Source organism: Microbacterium sp. Z12_35, from assembly GCF_058310475.1.
Window position 1 is genome coordinate 2,549,897 of the sequence record NZ_JBZEGJ010000001.1, and the last position, 20,678, is coordinate 2,570,574.

The following is a 20,678-nucleotide window of genomic DNA, read 5'->3' on the forward strand; positions in this document are numbered from 1 at the left end:
ACACCACCGCGTGAGGTGCGAAAGTAGAGACGCCATGACCTCTCCGACTCAGACCCTCGCCGACATCCAGATCCGCGATCCGTTCCTGCTGACGGTTCCCGGGGAGGGTGCGTACTACCTCTTCGGCTCCACGGACCCAGACATCTGGAATCCGCCGGCGACGGGATTCGACTGCTACCGCAGCACCGACCTGGAGTCGTGGGAGGGGCCGATCGAGGCCTTCCGCCCGCCTGCCGGATTCTGGTCGGATCGCAACTACTGGGCGCCCGAAGTGCACCGCTACGCCGGGCGGTTCTTCATGTTCGCCACCTTCACAGCCGAAGGCGTGCGCCGGGGGACGCAGATCCTCGTCGCGGAGCGCCCCGAGGGCCCGTATGCGCTGTGGAGCGATGGCCCGGTCACCCCGCGCGAGTGGGAATGCCTCGACGGCACGCTGCACGTCGACGATGCCGGCGTCCCGTGGATCGTCTTCTGCCACGAATGGGAACAGGTGTGGGACGGGGAGGTCGTGGCACAGCCCCTGTCGGCCGACCTGAGGGAGACCATCGGCGACCCGCTCGTCCTGTTCCGCGCCTCCAGCGCCGCGTGGGCGCGGCCGATCACGCATCGGCGGGTGCCCCCGGAGGTGTCGGCGTTCGTGACCGACGGCCCCTTTCTGCACCGCATGGATGACGGCGGATTGATCATGCTCTGGTCGAGCTTCGGCGACTCCGGGTACGCCATGGGGATCGCGCGGTCGGCCAGCGGCGCCATCGACGGTCCCTGGGAGCAGGAACCTGAGCCCATCTGGGCGGCGGACGGCGGCCACGGGATGATCGGGCGCACCCTCCACGGCGAACTGCTGCTGACACTGCATCAGCCCAACGACACCCCGAACGAACGCACCGTGCTCCGCCGGCTGAGTCAGGAGAACGGAACGGTCCGGCTCGCGCAGGACGCCTGACGCCCCGGCGGTTTCACGTGCAACGCCGCTCCGTCAGGGATGACCGACGCGAGCCGGGCGGAACGTCCTGCGGTACGCGCCCGGCGTCACCCCGACCACCTGGCCGAACTGCGTGCGGAAGCTGCTCGGCGAGGCGAAGCCGACCTGTGCGGCGATCCGCTCGACCGTGTGGTCCGTGGTCTCCAGCAGCTCTTGCGCGTGACGGATCCGGACGCCGGACAGCCACTGGATGGGGCTCTGCCCGACCTCGGCGTCGAATCGGCGGGTGAGGGTGCGGATGCTGCTGCCCGCGGTCTGTGCGATCTCGGCGAGTGTCAGCGGCCGGTACGCATTCTCCTCGATCCACCCCAGGACGCGTTCGAGCGTCGCGGTCTGCGACGTCGGACGGTTGCGGAGGATGTATTGCGCCTGCCCCCCGGTGCGTTGCAGCGGCGCGACCGCGAGGCGGGCAGCATCCGCGGCCACCGCGACGCCGTAGTCGGCCTCGACGATGTGCAGACAGAGGTCGAGCCCGGCCGAGGCACCGGCCGAGGTCAGCACGGAGCCGTTGTCGGTGTAGAGGACATCGGCGTCGACCCGCGCACCCGGATAACGACGCGCGAGCTCGGCGGCGGCAAGCCAATGAGTCGTGACGTCGCGCCCCTCGAGCAGGCCGGCCTCCCCGAGGCTGAACGCTCCGACGCAGATGGATGCGACGCGGGAGCCCCGCTCGACGGCGGAGCGGAGCGCGTCCAGGACGGCCGGGGGAGTGGCGTGGTGGGGGTCGTTGCGCCCGGGTACCGCCACCACGTCGGCGCGTTCCAGGGCATCCAACCCCGCGTCGACGGAGAGGCGCATCGGTCCCGCGGTCACCGTCGACGTCGGACCGGCGACGACGATCCGGTAGCCAGGGCGGCCGTCGGGAAGGCGCACCCGCCCGAAGACTTCGATGGGCGTGGCCAGATCGAAGGCGATCGCATCCTCGAGGGCGAGCACGGCGACGGTGTGCATGGCCCTGATGATAAGGGTGGGCGGCAGCGTGATGCCCGAGAACCGTTGGCCAGAATCCGGCCAATCGTGACCAGAAGGTCACTGGGGTCATGCCGCAGGTGTCACGGAGCATGGGCACATGCCCTTCCCACGCTTCCAATTCGTCCTGTTCGATGGCTTCGACCCTCTCGATGTGATCGCCCCCTACGAGGTCCTGACGGCGGGCCGCGATGCGCTCGGCGGCGGCATCGAACTGGAGTTCGTCACCGCCGAGGGGCCACGCGTGGTGCGGTCGGGCACACCCGGCATCGCCCTCGCTGCGACCGGGACGCTGGATCCCGACATCCCGGGATTCGTTCTCGTTCCCGGGGCCTCCGGGCCCGTGGACGGCGACCCCGATGAGGGCATCGAGACCGTCCCGGTGCTGCTGGCGCGTTTTGCGGCGAGCGATGCCGCCGGGCTCCTGGCCCGATGCCTCGCGGCGGCCGACATCACCGTGGCCCCGGTCTGCGGCGGATCGCTCGCCATGGCGATGGCCGGCCTCCTGGAGGGACGCACCGCCACGACGCACGTGCTCGGCATCGACCTGCTCGATGCCTCGGGGGTTCACGCGGTGCGCGCCCGCGTGGTGGACGATGGCGACCTGGTCAGCGCCGGCGGCGTGACCTCGGGGCTCGATCTCGGGCTGTACCTGCTCGAGCGCGAGTTCGGCCCGCAGATCGCGCGATCGGTCGAGGTGCTGTTCGAGTACGAGCGCCGCGGCACCACGTGGAAGAGCACCGGCGCCATCCCGGTCGCGGCGGCGTGAGGGGGCACCGACCATGAGCGCTCTTTCCGGCAGCTGGCGGCTGCGCATGGCCACTCCCATCGGCACGATCGAGGCCGACTACACCTTCACCGAGACCCTCGACGGCTTCACCGGCACCGCCACCGGTGCCGGTGAGCAGGTCGTCCTGGAGAACGTGGCCGTCTCGAAGGCACCCGACGGCGAGCACGTGACGTGGACGCAGCGGATCACGCGACCGCTCCGCCTCAACCTCTCCTACGACGTCACGATCGACGGGGACACCCTGTCGGGCTCCTCTCAGGCCGGCCGCCTTCCCCGCACACGGGTCACGGGTCAGCGGTCAGCCGGTTGACCCCGGGCAAGGGCAACGGTAGGCACGACCTAGACTGGAGGCATCCTTCTTCCGCCTCCCCGGGACGTGTCGTGACCGTTTCACCATCCGCCCGCGCCTTCGAGGTGCGGCATCTGCAGATCGCCCGCGCGCTGTTCGCCGCGCTGGCGGCGGTCATGGTGACGTTCTCGCCGGACCATTCCGCCGCCGTCGGCCTGTCGGTGTTCAGCGGCTTCGCGATCGCGACCGGACTGGTGTTCGCGCTGGCGGCATGGATGGTGTATCCCGCCGGCCGACGCGGACCGGCGATCCTCATGGCGGTGCTGAACCTCGCCTCGGGCATGGTCGCGGGCATCGGCCCCTGGCGCACCACCGAGCTGCTGTTCGCCGTCCTCATCGCGTGGGCGGTGGCCACCGGAGTGACCGAGATCGTCGTCGGCGCCCGTGCGCGGCGGCGGAACGAGGGAGCAGCATCCGGCCGCGATTCCCTCACCGTCGGCATCCTCACGGCGGCGCTCGCCGCAGCCGTCGCCTTCGTCCCCACGCGATACGCGCTCGAGTACTACATCGAAGAAGCCGGCCAGTCCTTCACCCTGACCGGAACGATCATCGCGGTGGGGATCTTCGGTGGGTACGCCGCGATCGTCGCGGTGTACCTCGGCATCGCAGGTTTCTCTCCGCGCCGCGAGCCCGTCGCGGCCGCCTCATCCGAGGAGGTCGGCGCATGACCGACAAGCCCACCCGCCGCGACCTCATGCGGCCGGTCCAGCTGCTGGGCCTCGCCTTCATCTCCGCGCTCTTCGCCGGCATCGTCACAGTCGTCAGCATGGGCGTCTTCCAGGGCGGGCCGGACGGTAAGACCGAGCGTGCCCTCGTCCTCGGGGCGATCGTGGCCGGCATCACGTTCATCGCGGTGCTCGTCATCGTGGCCCTGCTTCTGCTGGCCGTCGATCCGGCCCAGGTCGGCAAGACCCTCGATCGTCCGCTGCTTCTGCCTCCCGAGGATGCTCCGCAGTCTCCGAGCGACGATCCGAAGGATCGCGACGGCGGCACCCCTCCCGCACCCTGACCCGCCCGGGCCGGCGTCGGCGAGGCCGGCGTCAGAGCTGGTCGACGACCGTGGAGGCCAGACCCGTGTAGGTGGCGGGAGTGAGGGCGAGGAGTCGCGCCTTCGCGGTGTCGCCGATATCCAGCCCGCGGACGAAATCCGCCAGCTCGGGGGCTCCGACGCGGCGACCGCGCGTGAGGTCCTTCAGCAGGGCGTACGGGTCGGCGATCGACGATCGGCCCGCCGCGATCTCCGCGCGGACCACGGTCTGGATGGCTTCGGCCAGCACTTCCCAGTTCGCGTCGAGGTCGGCGTCGAGCACGCCCGGGGCCAGGGAGATCTCGCGGAGACCGCGCGCCAGGTTGTCCAGGGCCAGCAGGGAGTGGCCGAACGCGACGCCGATGTTGCGCTGGGTCGTCGAGTCGGTCAAATCGCGCTGCATCCGCGAGGTCACGAGCGTCGAGGCGAGCGTGCCGAGCAGCCCTCCGGAGATCTCGAGGTTCGCTTCGGCGTTCTCGAAGCGGATCGGGTTGATCTTGTGGGGCATCGTCGACGAGCCGGTGGCGCCGGCAACGGGGATCTGGCTGAAGTAGCCGAGCGAGATGTAGGTCCACATGTCGGTGGCGAGGTTGTGCAGGATACCGCCGGCGTGGCGCACCCGGTCATACAGCTCCACTTGCCAATCGTGCGACTCGATCTGGGTGGTCACCGGGTTGAATCCGAGCCCCAGTGACTCGATGAACGCGCGGGACACACCCGGCCAGTCCACGTCGGGATCGGCCGCGAGATGGGCCGACCACGTGCCGGTCGCCCCGGAGAACTTCGCGAGATACTCGGATGCGGCGACCTGGCCGGCGACGCGGCGCAGACGCCACGCGAAGACGCCGATCTCCTTGCCCATCGTGGTGGGCGTCGCCGGCTGACCGTGCGTGCGGGACAGCATGGCGGCGTCGCGGTGTTCGCGGGCCAGCGCGGCGAGGGCATCCGTCACCGCCTCCAGCTGAGGGAGCCAGACGCGCGTCACGGCGCGCTGCACGGTGAGGGCGTAGGCCGCGGAGTTGACGTCTTCGCTGGTCAACGCGAAGTGCGTGAGTTCGGCGATGGCGTCCAGGCCCAGGGTCGCGAGGCGATCGCGCACGAGGTACTCGACCGCTTTGACGTCGTGGCGGGTGATCGCCTCCCGCTCGGCGAGCCAGTCGATCTCCGCCGCCCCGAACTCGAGGTACAGCGCGCGGAGGCGTCCCTTGTCGTCGTCGCCCAGGGGGTGCGTGCCGAACAGCGAGCGGTCGGTGAGCGCGATCAGCCACTCCACCTCGACCTCGACCCGGGCGCGGTTGAGCCCCGCCTCGGAGAGATAGTCGGCCAGCGGCGCGACGGCCGCGCGGTACCGGCCGTCCAGGGGGCTGAGCGGCTGCGGAGGAAGAGAGGTCACGGGTCTCCCGTTTCGGGTCGCGGTCGGAGCGTCAGACCGCGGAGCGGATCGCGGGCTCGAGCTGGCGGAACAGCGCCCGGCTCGCGCCCTCGATCATACCGAGCACGTCGTCGAACATCGCCGGTGAGCCGTAGTACGGGTCGGGCACGTCGAGAGACTTGGCCGAGGAGTCGAACGACATCAAGAGGGCGATCTTGTCGGCGTCGCCTTCACTGCGCGCCCACCCGCGCAGCACTCGTTCGTGGCTGTGGTCCAGGGCCACGACGAGGTCGCTGGCATCGAAGTCGGCGGCCGTGAACTGACGGGCCCGGTGACGCGCGCCGTCATAGCCGCGTCGGGTGAGCGCCTCGAGGGTGCGCGTGTCGGCCCGCTCGCCGACGTGCCAATCGCCGGTACCCGCCGAGGAGGAGGCCACGTGTCTTCCCAGCCCGGAAGAATCCACGAACCATCGGAACACGATGTCCGCCATCGGCGACCGGCAGATATTGCCGCTGCAGACGAAGACGACGCGGAACGGCTCTGTCGCGCGCGCAGTCATCCCCACATTCTGTCGTGACCGACCGCTCCTGCACAGGCCCGGTTCTTCCCGCGTCCCTCACCGATCCCCGGGAGAGCCCGCGGTCGCGCCGCGCGGAGCGGCACGCTGGACGCGTGACGATCCCGATTCTCGCCCCTCCCGCCCTTCTCCCGGCCTCGACGCTGGCGAGCCTCGAGATCGTCGGCGACGTCCTTCAGACCGTGCGGGCGGTGCAGGATCGCGTCGACGCCCTCGTTCTGCGGTCGGCCCGTCTCCAGGACGCGGTGCGCTGGCAGGCGCCGTCGGCTCGTGCGTTCGGAAGCCGCGCCGAGGAGATCGAACGGGTGCTGTGCGTCGCGCAAGCCCAGATCGAAGGGGCTCTGGACGGGCTGGCCGCCACGCGGGCGCGCATCATCGTCGGAGCGCCGATGCCGTGAGCGAACTCACCATCCTCGCCGGAGGGGTCATCGAGGTCGACACCGAAAGCCTGCGGGAGGCGGCCTCGCGTCTGCGATCGCTCTCGGAGCAGACGGATGACGCGATCCATGTCCTCCGGGGCGCGCCCGAGAGGCTCGCGGGCGTCGCGGGCCAGCCGCCGGCAGAAGAGCTCTACACGGTCGGCGTCGTCCTCGCCGACGCCGCCGAGCTGGCCGCCGACCTCGCGGCGGCGGTGGACCAGGCGGCCGATCTGTACGAGGCGGTCGAGATGCTCGCCCAGCGCGCCGCGGCCCGAGCGGCCGGCGACGACGCCGCCGTCGCGCGATGGGATGAGCGGATCGCCGCCGCCCGCCCCGACGACCCCGATCTCTGGCTGGAGGCGCAGGAACTCCTCGCGAAGGGCCCGGAGCGGGGTGACCTTTCGTCTCAGGCGTGGCTCGGGTCGCTGGGAGCCGGACCGTTCGTCGGGTCGCTCGTGCCGGTCCTCCTTTCGACCCTCGGGGCCGGCGTCGACGCGCTCCGGCTCGGGCCGGTGGGCACCCGCGAGCGGCTCCGCGGGGCAGGCGATCCGGTGGCGATCCGACGGATGGCGTCGGCGCCCTCTCTGCCGCCCGCGACGCTCGCCGCGGCAGCCGCGCGCATCCCCGGGGGTGAAGACGCCCGTGTGCGTGTCGAGCGCTACACGATGCCCGGGGGCGCGCGGCAGTTCACCGTCTATGTCGCCGGAACGCAGTCTGTGGCCGGTGCCGATCCGTTCGATCTGCGCTCCAACGTGCAGCTCTACGGCGGGGAGCGCTCCGCCTCGTACCGGGCCGCCCTCGCCGCCCTCGAAGACGCCGGTGCCGAGCCGGGCGACGTGGTGCACGTGTTCGGTTACTCCCAGGGAGCGATGGTCGGCGAGCGCCTCGCTCTCGAGGGGCCGTATGAGACGCGAACGCTGGTGTCGTTCGGCGCGCCCATCCAGGCGGACGTGGGGTCGGGAACTCTGGCGGTCACGATCCGGCACACTGACGATCCCGTGGCCGCGCTGCAGGGCGGCGGGCACCCGGTCACGGTGGGAGCGCCGGGAAGTTTCATCGTCGAGCGCACTGCCGACGCCCCGGCAGGATGGCACGACCTCACCGCCCCCGCACATGAGATGACCGCCTACGCCGAAACCGCGGCGCTCCTGGATGCGTCGGACGACCCCCGTGCCGCGGGCCTGCACGCGGTGTTCCGCGACCTGGGCGAGGCCGAACGAGGGGTGGGGGGCGATTACGCGGCGGAGCGGGTCAGTCTTTCCGGCTCGGGCGGAACAGAGCGCCGAGGATCGCGTTGATGACGGTGATGATGAGGGCGGCCAGCACGCCCCACCAGAAGTGCTCGACCCGCAGGCCGAAGTCCCACAGCGTCGTGATCCATGCCGTCAGCCACAGCAGGAACCCGTTGATCACCAGCGAGATGAGCCCGAGCGTGAGGATGTACAGCGGGAAGGCGAGCACCTTCAGCACGGTGCCGATGATGCCGTTCACCACGGCGAAGATCGCGCCCACCAGCAAGGCGGTCAGTGCCACTTGCAGCCACTCGCCCGGAGGGAAGGCCACGAGGCGCACCTGCAGCACCGTGATGAGTGAGACCACCCAGATCGCGAAGGCGTTGATGAGAACGCGGACGATGAAACGCACGGGGCCACTATGCCAGAGCCGTCGGCACGTGTGCAGTGGCCCGCGGCTAGGCTCGACGGGTGACCGCCGACGATGACGCGCCCATCCTCCCCCGCATCCGACCGGAGATCGCCTCGCTTCCGGTGTACCGGCAGGGACGACAGGCCGGCGCCGACGCCTTCAAGCTCTCGAGCAACGAGAACCCCTTCGACCCGCTTCCCGGCGTACTGGAGGCCGTGGCCGGCGCCGGCGAGCTCAACCGTTATCCGGACGCCTCGGCAACGGTTCTGCGAGAGCGGCTCGCCGCGCGATTCGGCGTCTCCGTCGACGGCGTGCATGTGGGAGCGGGGAGCGTGTCGATCATCGCGCAGCTGATCCTCGCCGCCGCCGGACCCGGCGACGAGGTCATCTATGCGTGGCGTTCCTTCGAGGCGTACCCGACCCTGGTGAACGTCGCCGGGGCCACGGCGGTCGAGGTGCCCCTCACCGACGATGCCCGCCATGACCTGCCCGCGATGGCCGCAGCGGTGACCGAGCGCACGCGGGTCATTCTCGTGTGCAGCCCCAACAACCCGACCGGCCCGATCGTCACCCAGAACGAGTTCGCGGCCTTCCTCGACGCCGTGCCGGCCGACGTGATGATCATCCTCGACGAGGCGTACGCCGAGTTCGTCACCGACCCGGACGCGGTGGACGGGTTGCGGGTGCTCGGTCTTCTCGGGCGGCCGAACGTGGTGGCGCTGCGCACCTTCTCCAAGGCGTACGGGCTGGCCGCCCTCCGCATCGGGTACGCGATCGGGCACCCGCGGGTGCTGGATGCGGCGCGCGCGACCATGATCCCCCTCTCGGTCACCGCTCAGGCCCAGGTCGCTGCGCTTGCGTGCCTCGACCACGAAGCCGCCCTGCTGGAGCGCGTGGGCGTGATCAGCGAGCGCCGCGACCGCCTCGCGGCAGGGCTGCGCGACGCGGGATGGAGCGTGCCGCAGGCGCAAGGCAATTTCGTGTGGCTTCCCGCCGGTGCGCACACCGACGAGTTCGCCGCCGCCTTCGCGGACGAAGGGTTGATCGTCCGCCCGTTCGCCGGGGACGGCCTTCGCGTGTCGGTCGGCGAGGAAGAGTCTGTCGAGAAGGTCCTACGGATTGCTGCATCCGTTGTCCGGACCCTCCCGGAAGGCCACGCGGGCCGCGGGTTAGCGTGGGAACTGTGACAGGGCCCGAAATGACCGGAACGCTCGACGACCCGGCACTGGTGCGCGTGCTCGCCGCCGATGGGACGCTTGCGCCGACCCCGGCCGCGGAGCCGTATCGCGAGCTCATCGATGCGCTCACCGACGCCGAACTCGAGCAGTTCTATCGCGACATGATCTCCATCCGCGCGTTCGACCGTCAGGCGACCAACCTGCAGCGGCAGGGGCAGCTCGCCCTGTGGCCGCCGAGCTGGGGCCAGGAAGCCGCGCAGGTCGGGTCGGTGCGCGCGGCCCGTGCGCAGGATCATCTGTTCCCCTCGTACCGTGAGCACGTCGTCGCCCAGGTGCGCGGCGTGGATCCGCTGCACATCCTGCGGCTGATGCGCGGTCTCACCCACGGCGGCTGGAATCCGTTCGATCCGGCGAACGGCAACACCCACCTCTACACCCTCGTGCTCGGGGCGCAGACCCTGCACGCGACCGGGCTGGCGATGGGGCTGGTCTTCGACGGTAAGTGCGGCACCGGCGACGTGGAGCGCGACGAAGCCGTCATCGTGTACTACGGCGACGGCGCATCCAGCCAGGGTGACGTGCACGAATCGATGGTCTACGCGGCCAGCTTCCGTGCCCCCGAGGTCTTCTTCCTGCAGAACAACCAGTGGGCGATCTCGGTTCCGGTCGCGACCCAGTCGCGCTCGCCGCTTTACCGGCGCAGCGAGGGTTACGGCATCCCGAGCGTGCAGGTCGACGGCAATGACGTGCTCGCCAGCTACGCCGTCACGAAGGTCGCCCTCGACGAGGCCCGCGGCGGGGATGGCCCGCGCGCCATCGAGGCGATGACCTACCGCATGGGGGCGCACACGACCAGCGACGACCCCACCAAGTACCGCACCTCCGATGAGGAGCAGTCCTGGATCGGCCGCGACCCGATCGCGCGGATGCGGGCGTTCCTGCAGTCCCGCGGCGCCTCGGAGGCGTTCTTCGACGAGGCGGATGCGGAGGGGCAGGCGCTCGCCGACGACATCCGTACCCGCACGACGAACGCGGCGACGACCCTCGACCCCGAGCAGATCTTCGCGAACGTGTACTCCGAGCCGCATCCGCTCGTCGAGGAGGAGCGCCGGTGGCTCGCCGCGTACGAGGCCTCGTTCGAGGGAGGCGCGTCATGAGCACCGAGATGCCGCTGGGCAAGGCCCTGGGCGCGGGGCTCCGCCGCGCGCTCGAGGAGGACGACCGCGTCCTCCTCATGGGCGAGGACATCGGTCCGCTGGGCGGGGTGTTCCGGATCACCGAGGGGCTGCAGGCCGACTTCGGCCCGCAGCGCGTCATCGACACGCCGCTGGCCGAGTCGGGCATCGTGGGCACCGCGATCGGTCTGGCCATGGGCGGATTCCGACCTGTGTGCGAGATCCAGTTCGACGGATTCGTCTTCCCCGGGTTCGACCAGATCACCTCTCAGCTGGCGAAGATCACGTACCGCCACGAAGGGGCCCTGCAGATGCCCGTGGTCATCCGCATCCCCTACGGCGGTCACATCGGCGCGATCGAGCATCACCAGGAGAGCCCCGAGGCGTACTTCACGCACACACCCGGCCTGCGCGTGGTGAGTCCGTCCACCTCGAACGACGCGTACTGGATGATCCAGGCCGCCATCGCATCGCCCGACCCGGTGATCTTCCTCGAGCCCAAGAGCAAGTACTGGCAGAAGGGCGAGGTCGACACGACCGCACCGGCCCTGCCGTTGCACGCCAGCCGCGTGGTCCGCCGAGGCACCGACATCACCCTCGTCGGCCACGGCGCGATGGTCACGACCCTGCTGCAGGCCGCCGCTCTCGCCGAGGGGGAGGGCACGAGCTGCGAGGTCATCGACCTCCGCTCGCTGTCACCGGTGGACTACGGGCCGATCCTCGACTCCGTGCGGCGCACGGGCCGCATGGTCTACGCGCAGGAGGCGCCCGGGTTCACGAGCCTCGGGAGCGAGGTCGCGGCCACGGTCGCGGAGCGCGCCTTCTACTCCCTGGAGGCCCCGGTTCTGCGGGTGTCGGCCTTCGACACCCCCTTCCCCCCGGCAAAACTCGAGGCGACGTACCTGCCCGACGCCGACCGCATCCTCGAGGCCGTCGATCGCGCCCTCGCCTACTGACCCGTCCCGAAAGGACACTCGGATGAGCACCCAGACCTTCCTCCTCCCGGACGTCGGTGAAGGCCTCACCGAGGCCGAGATCGTCTCGTGGCGGGTCGCTCCGGGCGACACCGTCGCCGTCAACGACGTGCTGGTGGAGATCGAGACGGCCAAGTCGCTGGTCGAGTTGCCGTCGCCCTTCGAGGGATCCGTCGGCGAGCTGCTGGCTGCCGAGGGCGACACGGTGAATGTCGGGGCACCGATCATCACGATCACGGCCGCCGACGCCGGTGGGTCCGCCGCGCCGGCCGTGGTCCCCGCATCCACAGACCCGGGCGGCGCCGTGCTGGTCGGTTACGGCACCGGGGGCCAGGTGCAGTCGCGCCGTCGTCGGACTGCCGAGCGCCCGGTCGCCGCATCCGTCGGGGTGGTGGCCAAACCCCCGATCCGCAAGCTCGCGCGTGACCTCGGTGTCGACCTCACGGACGTCACTCCGAGTGGCGCGGCGGGCGAGGTCACGCGGGAGGACGTGCTGAAGCAGGCGTCGCAGGCGAGCGTCTTCCGCAACATCGAGACTCCCGAGTGGGGGGATGTGCGCGAGGAGACGATCCCCGTCGGCGGCCCGGCTCCGGCGGCTGCGTCCGCTCCGGCTGCGCCGGCCGCACCGGCCGCGGCTCCTGCTCCGGCCGCTGCATCCGCCGGCACCGACGCTCGCGAGGAGTCGATCCCGGTGCGAGGAGTGCGCAAGGCGGTGGCCACCGGGCTGGTCCGCACCGCCTACTCCGCCCCACACGTGTCGGTGTGGACCGACGTGGACGCCACGCGGACGATGGAACTGGTCAAGCGGCTCAAGGCGTCCCCGGACTTCGCGGACGTCAAGGTCTCACCCTTGCTGATCATGGCGCGGGCGGTGATCTGGGCGGTCCGTCGCACGCCGATGGTGAACGCGGCGTGGATCGACACCGAAGACGGGGCGCAGATCCGGCTGCACCACTACGTCAACCTCGGTATCGCGGCGGCCACGCCGCGCGGCCTTCTGGTTCCGAACATCAAAGACGCGCAGGAGCTCAGCCTGCGCGATCTCGCCCGCGCCCTGCAGAAGCTCACCGTGACCGCGCGCGAGGGTAAGTCCACTCCCGCCGATCAGCAGGGCGGCACCATCACGATCACCAACATCGGTGTGTTCGGGATGGATGCGGGGACCCCGATCATCAACGGGGGTGAGGCCGGGATCGTCGCGCTCGGCACGATCCGGCAGAAGCCGTGGGTCGTCGATGGCGAGGTGCGCCCGCGGTGGGTCACCACGGTGGCGGGCTCGTTCGATCACCGCGTGATCGACGGGGACGAGATGAGCCGCTTCATCGCCGACGTCGCGTCGATCCTGGAGGAACCCGCCCTCCTCCTCGACTGACACGCCTGCTCCTCGACTGACACGCTGCTTTCTCCTCGACTGACGCTGCTTTCTCCTCGACTGACACGCTGCTTTCTCCTCGGCTGACACGCTGCTCTCCCGCGCGAGAACGACCGGTTGCGGGCCGGTACGGCGACGGCGAGGATGGGTCGGGTTCCGGCAGCACGACGAAGGAGTCGACGCGATGACGAAGTACCTGATCTCGTTCCCCAGTGGCGCCATGGACCTCTCCGGCGTCGATCTGCAGACGGTGGCGGACGAAGCCCACGCTGTGGTGCAGGAGGCGAAGGACGCCGGAGTCTGGGTGTTCGGCGGCGGCATCGACGAGAGCATCCCGCCTGTCATGGTCGGCGGGGACGGCACCGTGACCGAGGGCACCTATCCGCAGACGGCGCGCCTGGAAGGCGGCTACACCGTGCTCGAAGTGCCCTCCCGAGAGGCGGCGCTGGAGTGGGCCGCGAAGTTCGCCGTGGCCTGCCGGTGCGCGCAAGAGGTGCGCGCCTTCGGGGACGACGCGGCCAGTTGACGCTCGGTCACCGTGGCGCGGCGGGCGCCGGGTCTCTCACCTGCGGCCGCGGCATCTGCCCCGGTGACGGGTGAGAACGATTATCAATAGCCGCTAAGGTAGGCGCATGACGCGTTTCCGCTCGGCTTCCGCTCTGCTCGCGGCCTCCGCCTTCGTTCTCGCGGGATGTGCCGGCAACGCGGCGGGGGCCGACAGTGATGATGGGACCGTCCAGGTCGTCGCATCCACCAATGTGTACGGGCAGATCGCCGAGGCGATCGGCGGGGATGCCGTCGAGGTGACCTCGATCGTGACCGCGGCGTCGCAGGATCCGCACTCGTTCGAACCCAGTGCGCGCGATCAGCTCGCCGTCAGCCGCGCCGAGCTCATCCTGGAGAACGGCGGCGGCTACGACGGCTTCATCGATGCCCTGATCGAGTCCTCCGGCACGGATGCGGCGGTCCTCACCGCCGCCGAATACTCCCACGACTGGCCGGGCAACGGCGGACACGACGACACCGATGCGGCGCCCGGGCACGACCACAGCGACCATGAGCACGTCGAAGGATTCAACGAGCACGTCTGGTACGACCCGCGCACCATGGCGCACTTCGCCGAGGCGATCGCCGCCGAACTCACCGAGTTCGCTCCGGACAGCGCCGCAGACATCGCCGCGCAGCTGGAGGAGTTCTCGGCCGGCGTGACAGGGCTCGAGGACGCCCTCGCCGAGATCGCGGCCGTAGACGCCGGTGCACCGGTGTTCGTCACCGAGCCGGTTCCGCTCTACCTGGCCGCCGCCGCCGGGCTGGAGAACGTCACTCCCGAGGCCTTCACGGAAGCCGTGGAGGAGGGTCAGGATGTCCCGCCCGCCACGCTCCTCGAAGCGCTCGACCTCCTGGAAACGGGGGAGGTGCGCGCTGTCATCGCCAACGCCCAGACCGGGGGAGCGGAGACCGACGAGGTGCTGCGGGAGGCGGAGAGCGCGGACATCCCCGTCGTCGAGTTCGCGGAGACGCTCCCGGAGGGTCAGACTTACCTTTCGTGGATGGACGAGAACGTCGCGGCGCTGGCCGCCGCGCTGGGTCGGTGACATCCGCACGCCCGCTCGAGATCCACGGGGCCGCCCTCCGGCGGAACGGCCGGACGCTGTGGAGCGGCCTCGACCTCGACGTGGAGCCGGGCGAGCTCATCGCCGTGCTCGGGCCGAGCGGTTCGGGAAAGACGACGCTCCTCCGCGCCATCCTGGGCCTCGAGAAGCTCAGCGCCGGCAGCATCCGTGCCCTGGGAACCGAGGTGCACCGGCGAGGAAATCGCGGAATCGGCTATATCCCCCAGCAACGTCCGCTTCCGGCTGAGACGGCTCTGCGGGGGCGTGACCTCGTCGCCCTGGGTGTCGATGGGCACAGGTTCGGCCTGCCCATCCCGCGCCGCGGCGACCGCGCACGGATCGACGCGCTCGTGAGCGAAGTCGGGGCGGAGGGCTTCGCCGACCGGCCCGTCGGAGTGCTGTCCGGGGGGGAGCAGCAGCGACTGCGCGTGGGGCAGGCGCTCGCCGACGAGCCGCGCCTGCTGTTGTGCGACGAGCCGCTGACGAGTCTCGACCTCGCCAACCAGCAGGCCGTCGTCCGGCTGATCGACCGCCATCGCCGCGACACCGGCGCGGCCGTCCTCCTCGTCACCCACGACATCAACCCGGTGCTCGGGAAGGTCGACCGCATCCTGTACATCGCCGGGGGACGGTTCATGCTCGGCCGCCCCGACGACGTGCTGAACTCGCGCGTGCTCACCGAGCTCTACGGCGCGCCCGTCTACGTGCTCCGCGCGGGAGATCGCCTCATCGTCGTGGGTGCCCCCGACGCCGAAGAGTCGCACCATCACCATGAGGGCGAGCACTGATGGGGGCGGATGCGTGGGACGCCCTGTTCGGCGGGCTGCCCGACTACGGCGCCATCCTCGCGCTGGTGTCGAACTCGGTGATCGCGGGGGCGGTTCTCGGGCTCGTGGGCGGGCTCATCGGCGTCTTCGTCATGCAGCGCGACATGGCTTTCGCCGTGCACGGGATCAGCGAGCTGTCGTTCACGGGCGCCGCCGCCGCCCTCCTCCTGGGGTTCGACGTCGTCACCGGCTCGATCATCGGATCGCTGGTGGCGGCGGGGATCATCGGATGGCTCGGCGCCCGCGCCCGCGACCGCAATTCGATCATCGGCGTCCTCATGCCCTTCGGCCTGGGGCTCGGCATCCTGTTCCTGTCCCTCTACGACGGGCGCAGCGCGAACCGGTTCAGCCTGCTCACCGGGCAGATCGTCTCGGTGCAGAGCGGGCAGCTCGGCTGGCTGATCGCGATCTCCACCATCGTGCTCATCGCGCTCGTGATGATCTGGCGGCCGCTCCGCTTCGACTCGCTCGACCCCCAATCCGCTGCGGCGCGGGGAGTGCCCACCACGGCGGTGTCGCTCGCGTTCATGCTGCTGCTCGGTCTCGTCGTCGCGGTGGCGGTCCACATCATCGGGGCGCTGCTGGTCATGGCGCTGCTGGTCACACCCGCCGCCGCCGCCATGCGGGTGGCCTCGAGCCCCGTGGTCGTTCCCGTGCTCGCCGCTGTCTTCGGGTTCGTCTCGGCGGTCGGCGGCATTCTCCTCGCCGTGGCCGGAACTCTTCCGGTGAGCCCCTACATCACCACGATCTCGTTCGTGATCTACCTCGTCTGCCGCGTGATCGGCAGTCGCCGCGGGCGCGTGGCGCGCACGGCCTGACGCAGCCGCCGCATCCGCTCCGGGCTTCTGCCCCGCCTCGCCCCGCTTCATCCCCGCCCGCCTGCGGGTCGGGCACCCGGGTCGCGTGGAGGCCGCGCGGGTAGGATTCCGGGCATGATCCAGCGCAACACGTGGCAGCGCGAACGCGTCCGCGAGGCGCTCGCCGACGCCAGGGGATTCGTCAGCGCCCAGTCGCTGCACGCTGCCCTGCGCCATGAGGACACCGGGATCGGGCTGGCCACGGTCTATCGCACCCTGGCGGGGATGGCCGCGCAGGGCGAGGCCGACTCGCTCCAGAGCCCCGAGGGGGAGAACCTCTTTCGCGCCTGCACGTCGACCGGGCACCACCATCACCTGATCTGCCGATCGTGCGGCCTCACGGTCGAGATCGAGGCCTCCGACGTCGAGCAGTGGGCGCGGAGCACCGCATCCCAGCACGGATTCAGCGACGCCGAGCACGTCGTCGACATCTTCGGCCGATGCGCGTCGTGTGCGCAGACGGCTCGCGAGAAGGCGTGACGCAGACCCGCTCGCAGCCCGCCCGGCAGCGCTCACCCTCCCGCCCGACGCCGTGGCTCCTCGCCGGCGCCGCGGCGGTCCTGGCGCTGTTCGCGATCGATGCGTTCGCCCCAGCCCTGTTCGCCGAGGCCCTTCCCACGCGGGCGCAGGACGGGCTGACCCTCGCGCTGAGCGTGCTCGTCGAGTCGCTCCCGTTCGTGGTGCTCGGCGTCGTGCTGTCCGTGGTCGTGCAGGTGTGGGTGCCGCCTGGTGCGATCGAACGGTGGATGCCGCGGCGCGCCTGGGCGCGGCGGGCGGTGCTCTCGCTCCTCGGCATGCTGGTGCCGGTGTGTGAGTGCGGTAATGTCCCCTTCGCGCGCGGCCTGATGATGCGCGGGTTCTCGGTCTCCGAGACGCTCACGTTCCTGGTGGCCGCCCCGATCGTGAACCCGATCGTGATCCTCACAACGCATGCCGCGTTCGGATGGAGCGACGGCATCCTGATCGCCCGCCTGGTGGGCGGCTACCTCGTCGCCAATCTCCTCGGCTGGCTCTACAGCCGCCACCCCGATCCCGACGCGCTGCTGACGGACCGGTTCCGTCAGGCCTGCGAAGTCGGGCAGGGATCCGGATCCGGGGGCGTCGGCGACAGGAGACGACGGAGCCTCGCGCAGTTCGTCGTTGAACTGCGCGCCGTGATGCCGGCACTGGTGATCGGTTCGGCTCTGGCCGGAGCGGTGCAGGTGCTCGTCCCTCGCGCCACGCTCCTGGCGATCGGGTCTGATCCCGCTCTGTCCATCGCCACGATGATCGTGCTCGCGATGGTGGTCTCGATCTGCTCGAACGTCGATGCGTTCTTCGCGCTCTCCTTCGCCTCGGCGTTCACTCCCGGGTCGCTCGTGGCGTTCCTGCTCGTCGGGCCGCTCGTCGACGTGAAGATGCTCGCGCTGCTGCGGACGACCTTCACCACGCGCGTGCTGATCGGGATGACGGCGATCGTCGTCGCCGCAGCCTTCGCCCTGGGAGCGGTGGTGAACCTCCTTGCGTGAGTCCGTGCGTCGATCACTCACCACCCGCTGGCTGGGTGTGGGCCTGTCGGCGAGCCTCGCCGTCGTCACGATCGGGCTCGCCGCTACGGGCCGACTGGCCCTCTACGTCAACCCCGATTCGGCCTGGTTCACCGTCGGTATGGCGATCGTGGTGCTGGCCGGCGCCGTGGCGAGTTTCGCGTTGCCCCTCGGCGATGAGGCCGAGCACGGCCACGATCACGGTGCGGATGCTGCGCCCGGGAGCCATCCCCACCCCGGGCGCCCATCCGGGATGGCGACCGCTGCGTCGGCGACCGGCGGCATCCTCGCTTCCGGCATCGTCCTGACGATGGTGGCCACCCCTCCCGCGTCGCTCTCGGCGGAGTTGGCGATGTCACGTGATGTCGACACCGCCCCCCTGTTCGCCGGTAACGACGTGGTCACCCTCGCGGCCTCCGGCGACACCTCGCGGTTCGGCGTCGGCGAGTGGGCCGGCGTGTTCGCGTCGGCGACCAACCCCGACGGATTCGACGGCGATCCGGTGACCCTCACCGGATTCGTCACTCCCGGCGGCGACGGCGATTTCGCGCTCAGCAGGCTCGTGATCACGCACTGCGTCATCGACGCGCAGTCGGCCAGCCTGCCGGTGTCCTCCTCCGCCCGCGCGCCGGAGACCGGCCAGTGGGTGACGATCTCCGGCACGATCCGCTCAGACGCCGACGGTGCGCTGCGGGTGCAGGCAGACGAGATCACCGCGATCGACGAACCCCGGGACCCGTATGAGTACTGATTCGCGGCGGTCCCGTTCGCGGCGGCGGCGCGGCCGCGGCTTCCGGCTCGCCTTCGCCGCCGTCCTCGGCGCACTCGTTCTGGTCGCGGGGGTCGGTGCCGCCGTGAGCGTCGCGCAGGGTCCGCGCCTCACCGACGTGCAGGCGGATCCCGGGGCCGCCGTGGAGGCGTCAGGGTCGCGCGTCATCCTCACCACGACCCAGTCACTGCGGGAGGTGGACGCGGCGCAGGTGGAGGTCGACCCCGTCACCCCCTTCACCGTCGACACGTCCGGCCGCAGCATCGGCGTGCGGTTCACGCATCCGCTCGCCGATGACACCCGGTACACCGTTCGCGTCCGCGATGTCCGTGGCCTCGGGGCCGGACCCGCCGCCACGCTGGAGAGCACGTTCCGCACGCCGCCGCTCGAGCTCTACCTCCTGCAGCGCGAATCGGGGGAGGGCGCCGACACGATTTACCGCACCGATCTTTCGGGCGACGCCGCATCCGCGGTCTTCTCGCATCCGCACATCGAGGACTACCGTGCGACGGCAACGCAGCTGGTGGTGTCCGCGATGGAGGACGATACTGCGGTGCTCCTCGTCGTCGATCCCGCCACCGGCGCCGACCGCGCTCTGCCGCTGCCGGGGAACGGGTTCGTCTCCGCGCTGCAGTCCGCCGACCGCGGGGACCGTATCGGGTACACCTACTCCGACGCCTCCCTGAGCGCCGAAAGCGGCCGGGAGAGCGTTCTGTTCACGGCATCCCTCGCCGATGCCGCCGCTGATGAGTCGCCGGAGGAGGTGGCTCTGCCCGGCGACGATGTCCGTGTCGCGGACTGGCGGTTCGTGCCCGACACCGACCGCATCCTCGCCCTCACCTTCGACGGGCGGCTGCTGCTGGCCGGACCCGACGGGTCGGATGCGGCGCCGCTGGGGTCGGCGTTGGCGATCGAGGGGATCGCCCGCGGCTCCACGCAGGCGATCGTGGAACGGAACGAGGGGATGGCGGTGCTGGACCTCAGCGACGGCAGCGAGACGCCGTTGGCCGCCGCCACCGACGACATCGGGCTTTTCGGCACGGTCACACCGGTGCCCGGTGACCGCGCGGGGACGATCCGCGCCGCCGCCGCGATCAGCGACGCCGGCGCGCTGGTGTCGAACTCGGTGGTGCACGTGAGCGCCGATGGAACGGTGTCGCCGCTCCTGACGCTGGATCGCGCCGATGCGCTGGTGCAGACCTGCGTGTCGCCCAGCGGTCGCTACGCCGCTGTGGTCCTTGCTCCAGACGCGGCCGAGAACGCGTACGACCGCTACCGGCTTCCGCTGCCCGAACGCCTCGAGACGCGCGTGATCGAGATCCGTACCGCTGACGAGGCCGCGGGGCTCGGCGGATACGGCCCGTCGTGGTGTCAGGCGCCGCCGTCATGAGCACGCACCGTCCCGCCACGCGGGCCGATCTCCTCGGTCTCCCGCTCGAGGTCGCTCCGCGCCTTCTCGGCGGGCTGCTGCGAACCCGCATCGGCGACGACACCGTCGTCGTGCGCCTCACCGAAGTCGAGGCCTACCACGGTCTCGGAACGGGCGAGATCGGCGACCCCGGCTCCCACGCCCGCGGTGGACCGACGCGCCGCAACGCCACCATGTGGGGCGAGCCGGGGCACCTCTACGTGTATCTCAGCCACGGCATCCACTCGTGTGTGAACGTCGTGTCCGGCCCGGAGGGCGTGGCCGGCGGAATCCTGCTGCGCGGGGGCGAGATCGTTCAGGGCGAGGATGCCGCGACCCGGCGCCGCCTCGAGAGGCGCGGGGTGGTGCGCTCGCCGCGCGACCTCGCCCGCGGCCCGGGACGCCTCGGCGACGCCATCGGCCTCCGCCATCCCGTGCACGACGGGATCGACGCCGTCACCGGGGCCGAGCAGGCCGGCGCGACCGCCCGCTTGGAACTGCCGACGGAACTCCCCTCGGAGATCGCCACGGGGCCGCGCGTGGGCGTGGCCGGGGTGGCCGGAACGGCCGCGTTCCCGTGGCGCTTCTGGATCGCGGGAGACCCGACGGTGTCGCCCTTCCGGTGGGGCCGCGGCGCCGAGGAGGCAGCGCGCTCGGCCGGCACACCGCCCGTGCTAGACTGACCCCTTGTCCGCGCGCACTCCAGCGCGTGGTTCGTGCTTCGTCTCGTTTGCTCGCTCAGCGACCGGCGGCTTCTGCCCCCGAGTTCCGGTGCGTTCGCCGCGGGATGGGGTGCAGACAAGGGATCTTGGGTGGGGCCGTCCGGCTTCACGGTACAGAAGGAGACATC

24 protein-coding genes are annotated in these 20,678 nt (G+C 70.8%); 20 read left to right on the forward strand and 4 right to left on the reverse strand.

Features of this window, described 5'->3' with window-relative positions; all coding sequences use genetic code 11:
* Positions 1-34: 34 nt before the first annotated feature.
* Positions 35-943 carry a glycoside hydrolase family 43 protein gene (locus tag AC4FS1_RS12250; RefSeq protein ID WP_491155376.1) on the forward strand — a complete coding sequence of 303 codons (909 nt, stop codon included), beginning with the start codon at positions 35-37 and terminating at the stop codon, positions 941-943.
* Positions 944-976: 33 nt separating this feature from the next.
* Here the strand turns inward: AC4FS1_RS12250 and AC4FS1_RS12255 are convergent, their stop codons facing one another.
* Positions 977-1,933, reverse strand: coding sequence for a GlxA family transcriptional regulator (locus AC4FS1_RS12255; RefSeq protein WP_491155378.1), 957 nt, complete (start codon positions 1,931-1,933; stop codon positions 977-979).
* Between the two features lie 118 nt (positions 1,934-2,051).
* On the opposite strand from AC4FS1_RS12255, the gene AC4FS1_RS12260 reads away from it, so the two are divergent.
* From AC4FS1_RS12260 to AC4FS1_RS12275, 4 genes are all read left to right on the forward strand, one after another.
* Complete coding sequence (locus AC4FS1_RS12260) at positions 2,052-2,720, forward strand: DJ-1/PfpI family protein (RefSeq protein ID WP_491155380.1); 669 nt, start codon at positions 2,052-2,054, stop codon at positions 2,718-2,720.
* A gap of 13 nt (positions 2,721-2,733) precedes the next feature.
* Positions 2,734-3,051 (forward strand): hypothetical protein, encoded by a 318-nt coding sequence (locus AC4FS1_RS12265; RefSeq protein ID WP_491155383.1) that lies wholly within the window; start codon positions 2,734-2,736, stop codon positions 3,049-3,051.
* Between the two features lie 71 nt (positions 3,052-3,122).
* Entirely contained in the window at positions 3,123-3,758 is a 636-nt protein-coding gene (locus tag AC4FS1_RS12270; protein WP_491155385.1) for an acyl-CoA synthetase, read from the forward strand.
* The gene (locus tag AC4FS1_RS12275) at positions 3,755-4,099 is read left to right on the forward strand and encodes an amino acid transporter (protein ID WP_491155387.1); all 345 of its coding nucleotides are present in this window, start codon (positions 3,755-3,757) and stop codon (positions 4,097-4,099) included. Before AC4FS1_RS12270 ends, AC4FS1_RS12275 begins: the two co-directional genes overlap by 4 nt.
* A gap of 31 nt (positions 4,100-4,130) precedes the next feature.
* On the opposite strand, the gene purB is transcribed toward AC4FS1_RS12275, so the two are convergent.
* Both purB and AC4FS1_RS12285 read right to left on the reverse strand, forming a co-directional pair.
* Positions 4,131-5,510, reverse strand: coding sequence for an adenylosuccinate lyase (gene purB / locus AC4FS1_RS12280; protein WP_491155389.1), 1,380 nt, complete (start codon positions 5,508-5,510; stop codon positions 4,131-4,133).
* A gap of 31 nt (positions 5,511-5,541) precedes the next feature.
* Positions 5,542-6,048 carry a low molecular weight protein-tyrosine-phosphatase gene (locus tag AC4FS1_RS12285; protein WP_491155391.1) on the reverse strand — a complete coding sequence of 169 codons (507 nt, stop codon included), beginning with the start codon at positions 6,046-6,048 and terminating at the stop codon, positions 5,542-5,544.
* 113 nt (positions 6,049-6,161) lie between these two features.
* Here AC4FS1_RS12285 and AC4FS1_RS12290 point away from each other — a divergent pair, with 113 nt between their 5' ends.
* Both AC4FS1_RS12290 and AC4FS1_RS12295 read left to right on the forward strand, forming a co-directional pair.
* Positions 6,162-6,464 carry a hypothetical protein gene (locus AC4FS1_RS12290; protein ID WP_491155392.1) on the forward strand — a complete coding sequence of 101 codons (303 nt, stop codon included), beginning with the start codon at positions 6,162-6,164 and terminating at the stop codon, positions 6,462-6,464.
* Positions 6,461-7,783, forward strand: a complete 1,323-nt coding sequence (locus AC4FS1_RS12295) for a hypothetical protein (protein WP_491155394.1) — start codon at positions 6,461-6,463, stop codon at positions 7,781-7,783. Before AC4FS1_RS12290 ends, AC4FS1_RS12295 begins: the two co-directional genes overlap by 4 nt.
* Here the strand turns inward: AC4FS1_RS12295 and AC4FS1_RS12300 are convergent.
* The gene (locus AC4FS1_RS12300) at positions 7,737-8,129 is read right to left on the reverse strand and encodes a phage holin family protein (protein WP_491155396.1); all 393 of its coding nucleotides are present in this window, start codon (positions 8,127-8,129) and stop codon (positions 7,737-7,739) included. The two genes, AC4FS1_RS12295 and AC4FS1_RS12300, sit on opposite strands and share 47 nt — an antisense overlap.
* A 59-nt stretch (positions 8,130-8,188) precedes the next feature.
* Here AC4FS1_RS12300 and AC4FS1_RS12305 point away from each other — a divergent pair, with 59 nt between their 5' ends.
* The 13 genes from AC4FS1_RS12305 to AC4FS1_RS12365 all read left to right on the forward strand — a co-directional run bounded on the left by AC4FS1_RS12305 (position 8,189) and on the right by AC4FS1_RS12365 (position 20,511).
* A complete protein-coding gene (locus AC4FS1_RS12305; RefSeq protein WP_491155398.1) occupies positions 8,189-9,316 on the forward strand; it encodes a histidinol-phosphate transaminase in 1,128 nt (375 codons plus the stop codon).
* Between the two features lie 11 nt (positions 9,317-9,327).
* A complete protein-coding gene (locus tag AC4FS1_RS12310) occupies positions 9,328-10,464 on the forward strand; it encodes a thiamine pyrophosphate-dependent enzyme (RefSeq protein ID WP_491155724.1) in 1,137 nt (378 codons plus the stop codon).
* Positions 10,461-11,438 (forward strand): alpha-ketoacid dehydrogenase subunit beta, encoded by a 978-nt coding sequence (locus AC4FS1_RS12315; RefSeq protein ID WP_491155400.1) that lies wholly within the window; start codon positions 10,461-10,463, stop codon positions 11,436-11,438. Before AC4FS1_RS12310 ends, AC4FS1_RS12315 begins: the two co-directional genes overlap by 4 nt.
* Positions 11,439-11,460: 22 nt before the next feature.
* The gene (locus tag AC4FS1_RS12320) at positions 11,461-12,828 is read left to right on the forward strand and encodes a dihydrolipoamide acetyltransferase family protein (RefSeq protein WP_491155401.1); all 1,368 of its coding nucleotides are present in this window, start codon (positions 11,461-11,463) and stop codon (positions 12,826-12,828) included.
* 184 nt (positions 12,829-13,012) lie between these two features.
* Complete coding sequence (locus tag AC4FS1_RS12325; protein WP_491155404.1) at positions 13,013-13,354, forward strand: YciI family protein; 342 nt, start codon at positions 13,013-13,015, stop codon at positions 13,352-13,354.
* Between the two features lie 106 nt (positions 13,355-13,460).
* The gene (locus tag AC4FS1_RS12330) at positions 13,461-14,423 is read left to right on the forward strand and encodes a metal ABC transporter solute-binding protein, Zn/Mn family (RefSeq protein WP_491155406.1); all 963 of its coding nucleotides are present in this window, start codon (positions 13,461-13,463) and stop codon (positions 14,421-14,423) included.
* Entirely contained in the window at positions 14,420-15,229 is an 810-nt protein-coding gene (locus AC4FS1_RS12335; protein WP_491155408.1) for a metal ABC transporter ATP-binding protein, read from the forward strand. Before AC4FS1_RS12330 ends, AC4FS1_RS12335 begins: the two co-directional genes overlap by 4 nt.
* Positions 15,229-16,086 carry a metal ABC transporter permease gene (locus tag AC4FS1_RS12340; RefSeq protein ID WP_491155410.1) on the forward strand — a complete coding sequence of 286 codons (858 nt, stop codon included), beginning with the start codon at positions 15,229-15,231 and terminating at the stop codon, positions 16,084-16,086. The genes AC4FS1_RS12335 and AC4FS1_RS12340 overlap by 1 nt, the downstream gene beginning before the upstream one ends.
* A 114-nt stretch (positions 16,087-16,200) precedes the next feature.
* Positions 16,201-16,605: a Fur family transcriptional regulator gene (locus AC4FS1_RS12345; protein WP_491155412.1), complete on the forward strand. Its 405-nt coding sequence runs from the start codon at positions 16,201-16,203 to the stop codon at positions 16,603-16,605.
* Positions 16,566-17,633 (forward strand): permease, encoded by a 1,068-nt coding sequence (locus AC4FS1_RS12350; protein ID WP_491155414.1) that lies wholly within the window; start codon positions 16,566-16,568, stop codon positions 17,631-17,633. The genes AC4FS1_RS12345 and AC4FS1_RS12350 overlap by 40 nt, the downstream gene beginning before the upstream one ends.
* Before the next feature lie 4 nt (positions 17,634-17,637).
* Positions 17,638-18,402, forward strand: a complete 765-nt coding sequence (locus AC4FS1_RS12355) for a TIGR03943 family putative permease subunit (RefSeq protein ID WP_491155416.1) — start codon at positions 17,638-17,640, stop codon at positions 18,400-18,402.
* Positions 18,392-19,810: a hypothetical protein gene (locus tag AC4FS1_RS12360; protein ID WP_491155418.1), complete on the forward strand. Its 1,419-nt coding sequence runs from the start codon at positions 18,392-18,394 to the stop codon at positions 19,808-19,810. The genes AC4FS1_RS12355 and AC4FS1_RS12360 overlap by 11 nt, the downstream gene beginning before the upstream one ends.
* Positions 19,807-20,511 (forward strand): DNA-3-methyladenine glycosylase, encoded by a 705-nt coding sequence (locus AC4FS1_RS12365; RefSeq protein ID WP_491155420.1) that lies wholly within the window; start codon positions 19,807-19,809, stop codon positions 20,509-20,511. The genes AC4FS1_RS12360 and AC4FS1_RS12365 overlap by 4 nt, the downstream gene beginning before the upstream one ends.
* Positions 20,512-20,678 lie beyond the last annotated feature (167 nt).

Bases quoted from the DNA above. Each gene is read 5' to 3' on its own strand.
- AC4FS1_RS12330 (WP_491155406.1), top strand. From the start codon at position 13,461: ATGACGCGTTTCCGCTCGGCTTCCGCTCTGCTCGCGGCCTCCGCCTTC.
- AC4FS1_RS12285 (WP_491155391.1), bottom strand. From the start codon at position 6,048: ATGACTGCGCGCGCGACAGAGCCGTTCCGCGTCGTCTTCGTCTGCAGC.
- AC4FS1_RS12275 (WP_491155387.1), top strand. From the start codon at position 3,755: ATGACCGACAAGCCCACCCGCCGCGACCTCATGCGGCCGGTCCAGCTG.
- AC4FS1_RS12340 (WP_491155410.1), top strand. From the start codon at position 15,229: ATGGGGGCGGATGCGTGGGACGCCCTGTTCGGCGGGCTGCCCGACTAC.
- AC4FS1_RS12360 (WP_491155418.1), top strand. From the start codon at position 18,392: ATGAGTACTGATTCGCGGCGGTCCCGTTCGCGGCGGCGGCGCGGCCGC.
- AC4FS1_RS12310 (WP_491155724.1), top strand. From the start codon at position 9,328: ATGACCGGAACGCTCGACGACCCGGCACTGGTGCGCGTGCTCGCCGCC.
- AC4FS1_RS12325 (WP_491155404.1), top strand. From the start codon at position 13,013: ATGACGAAGTACCTGATCTCGTTCCCCAGTGGCGCCATGGACCTCTCC.
- AC4FS1_RS12315 (WP_491155400.1), top strand. From the start codon at position 10,461: ATGAGCACCGAGATGCCGCTGGGCAAGGCCCTGGGCGCGGGGCTCCGC.
- AC4FS1_RS12255 (WP_491155378.1), bottom strand. From the start codon at position 1,933: ATGCACACCGTCGCCGTGCTCGCCCTCGAGGATGCGATCGCCTTCGAT.
- AC4FS1_RS12365 (WP_491155420.1), top strand. From the start codon at position 19,807: ATGAGCACGCACCGTCCCGCCACGCGGGCCGATCTCCTCGGTCTCCCG.
- AC4FS1_RS12350 (WP_491155414.1), top strand. From the start codon at position 16,566: ATGCGCGTCGTGTGCGCAGACGGCTCGCGAGAAGGCGTGACGCAGACC.
- AC4FS1_RS12320 (WP_491155401.1), top strand. From the start codon at position 11,461: ATGAGCACCCAGACCTTCCTCCTCCCGGACGTCGGTGAAGGCCTCACC.
- AC4FS1_RS12250 (WP_491155376.1), top strand. From the start codon at position 35: ATGACCTCTCCGACTCAGACCCTCGCCGACATCCAGATCCGCGATCCG.
- AC4FS1_RS12260 (WP_491155380.1), top strand. From the start codon at position 2,052: ATGCCCTTCCCACGCTTCCAATTCGTCCTGTTCGATGGCTTCGACCCT.
- AC4FS1_RS12265 (WP_491155383.1), top strand. From the start codon at position 2,734: ATGAGCGCTCTTTCCGGCAGCTGGCGGCTGCGCATGGCCACTCCCATC.
- AC4FS1_RS12345 (WP_491155412.1), top strand. From the start codon at position 16,201: ATGATCCAGCGCAACACGTGGCAGCGCGAACGCGTCCGCGAGGCGCTC.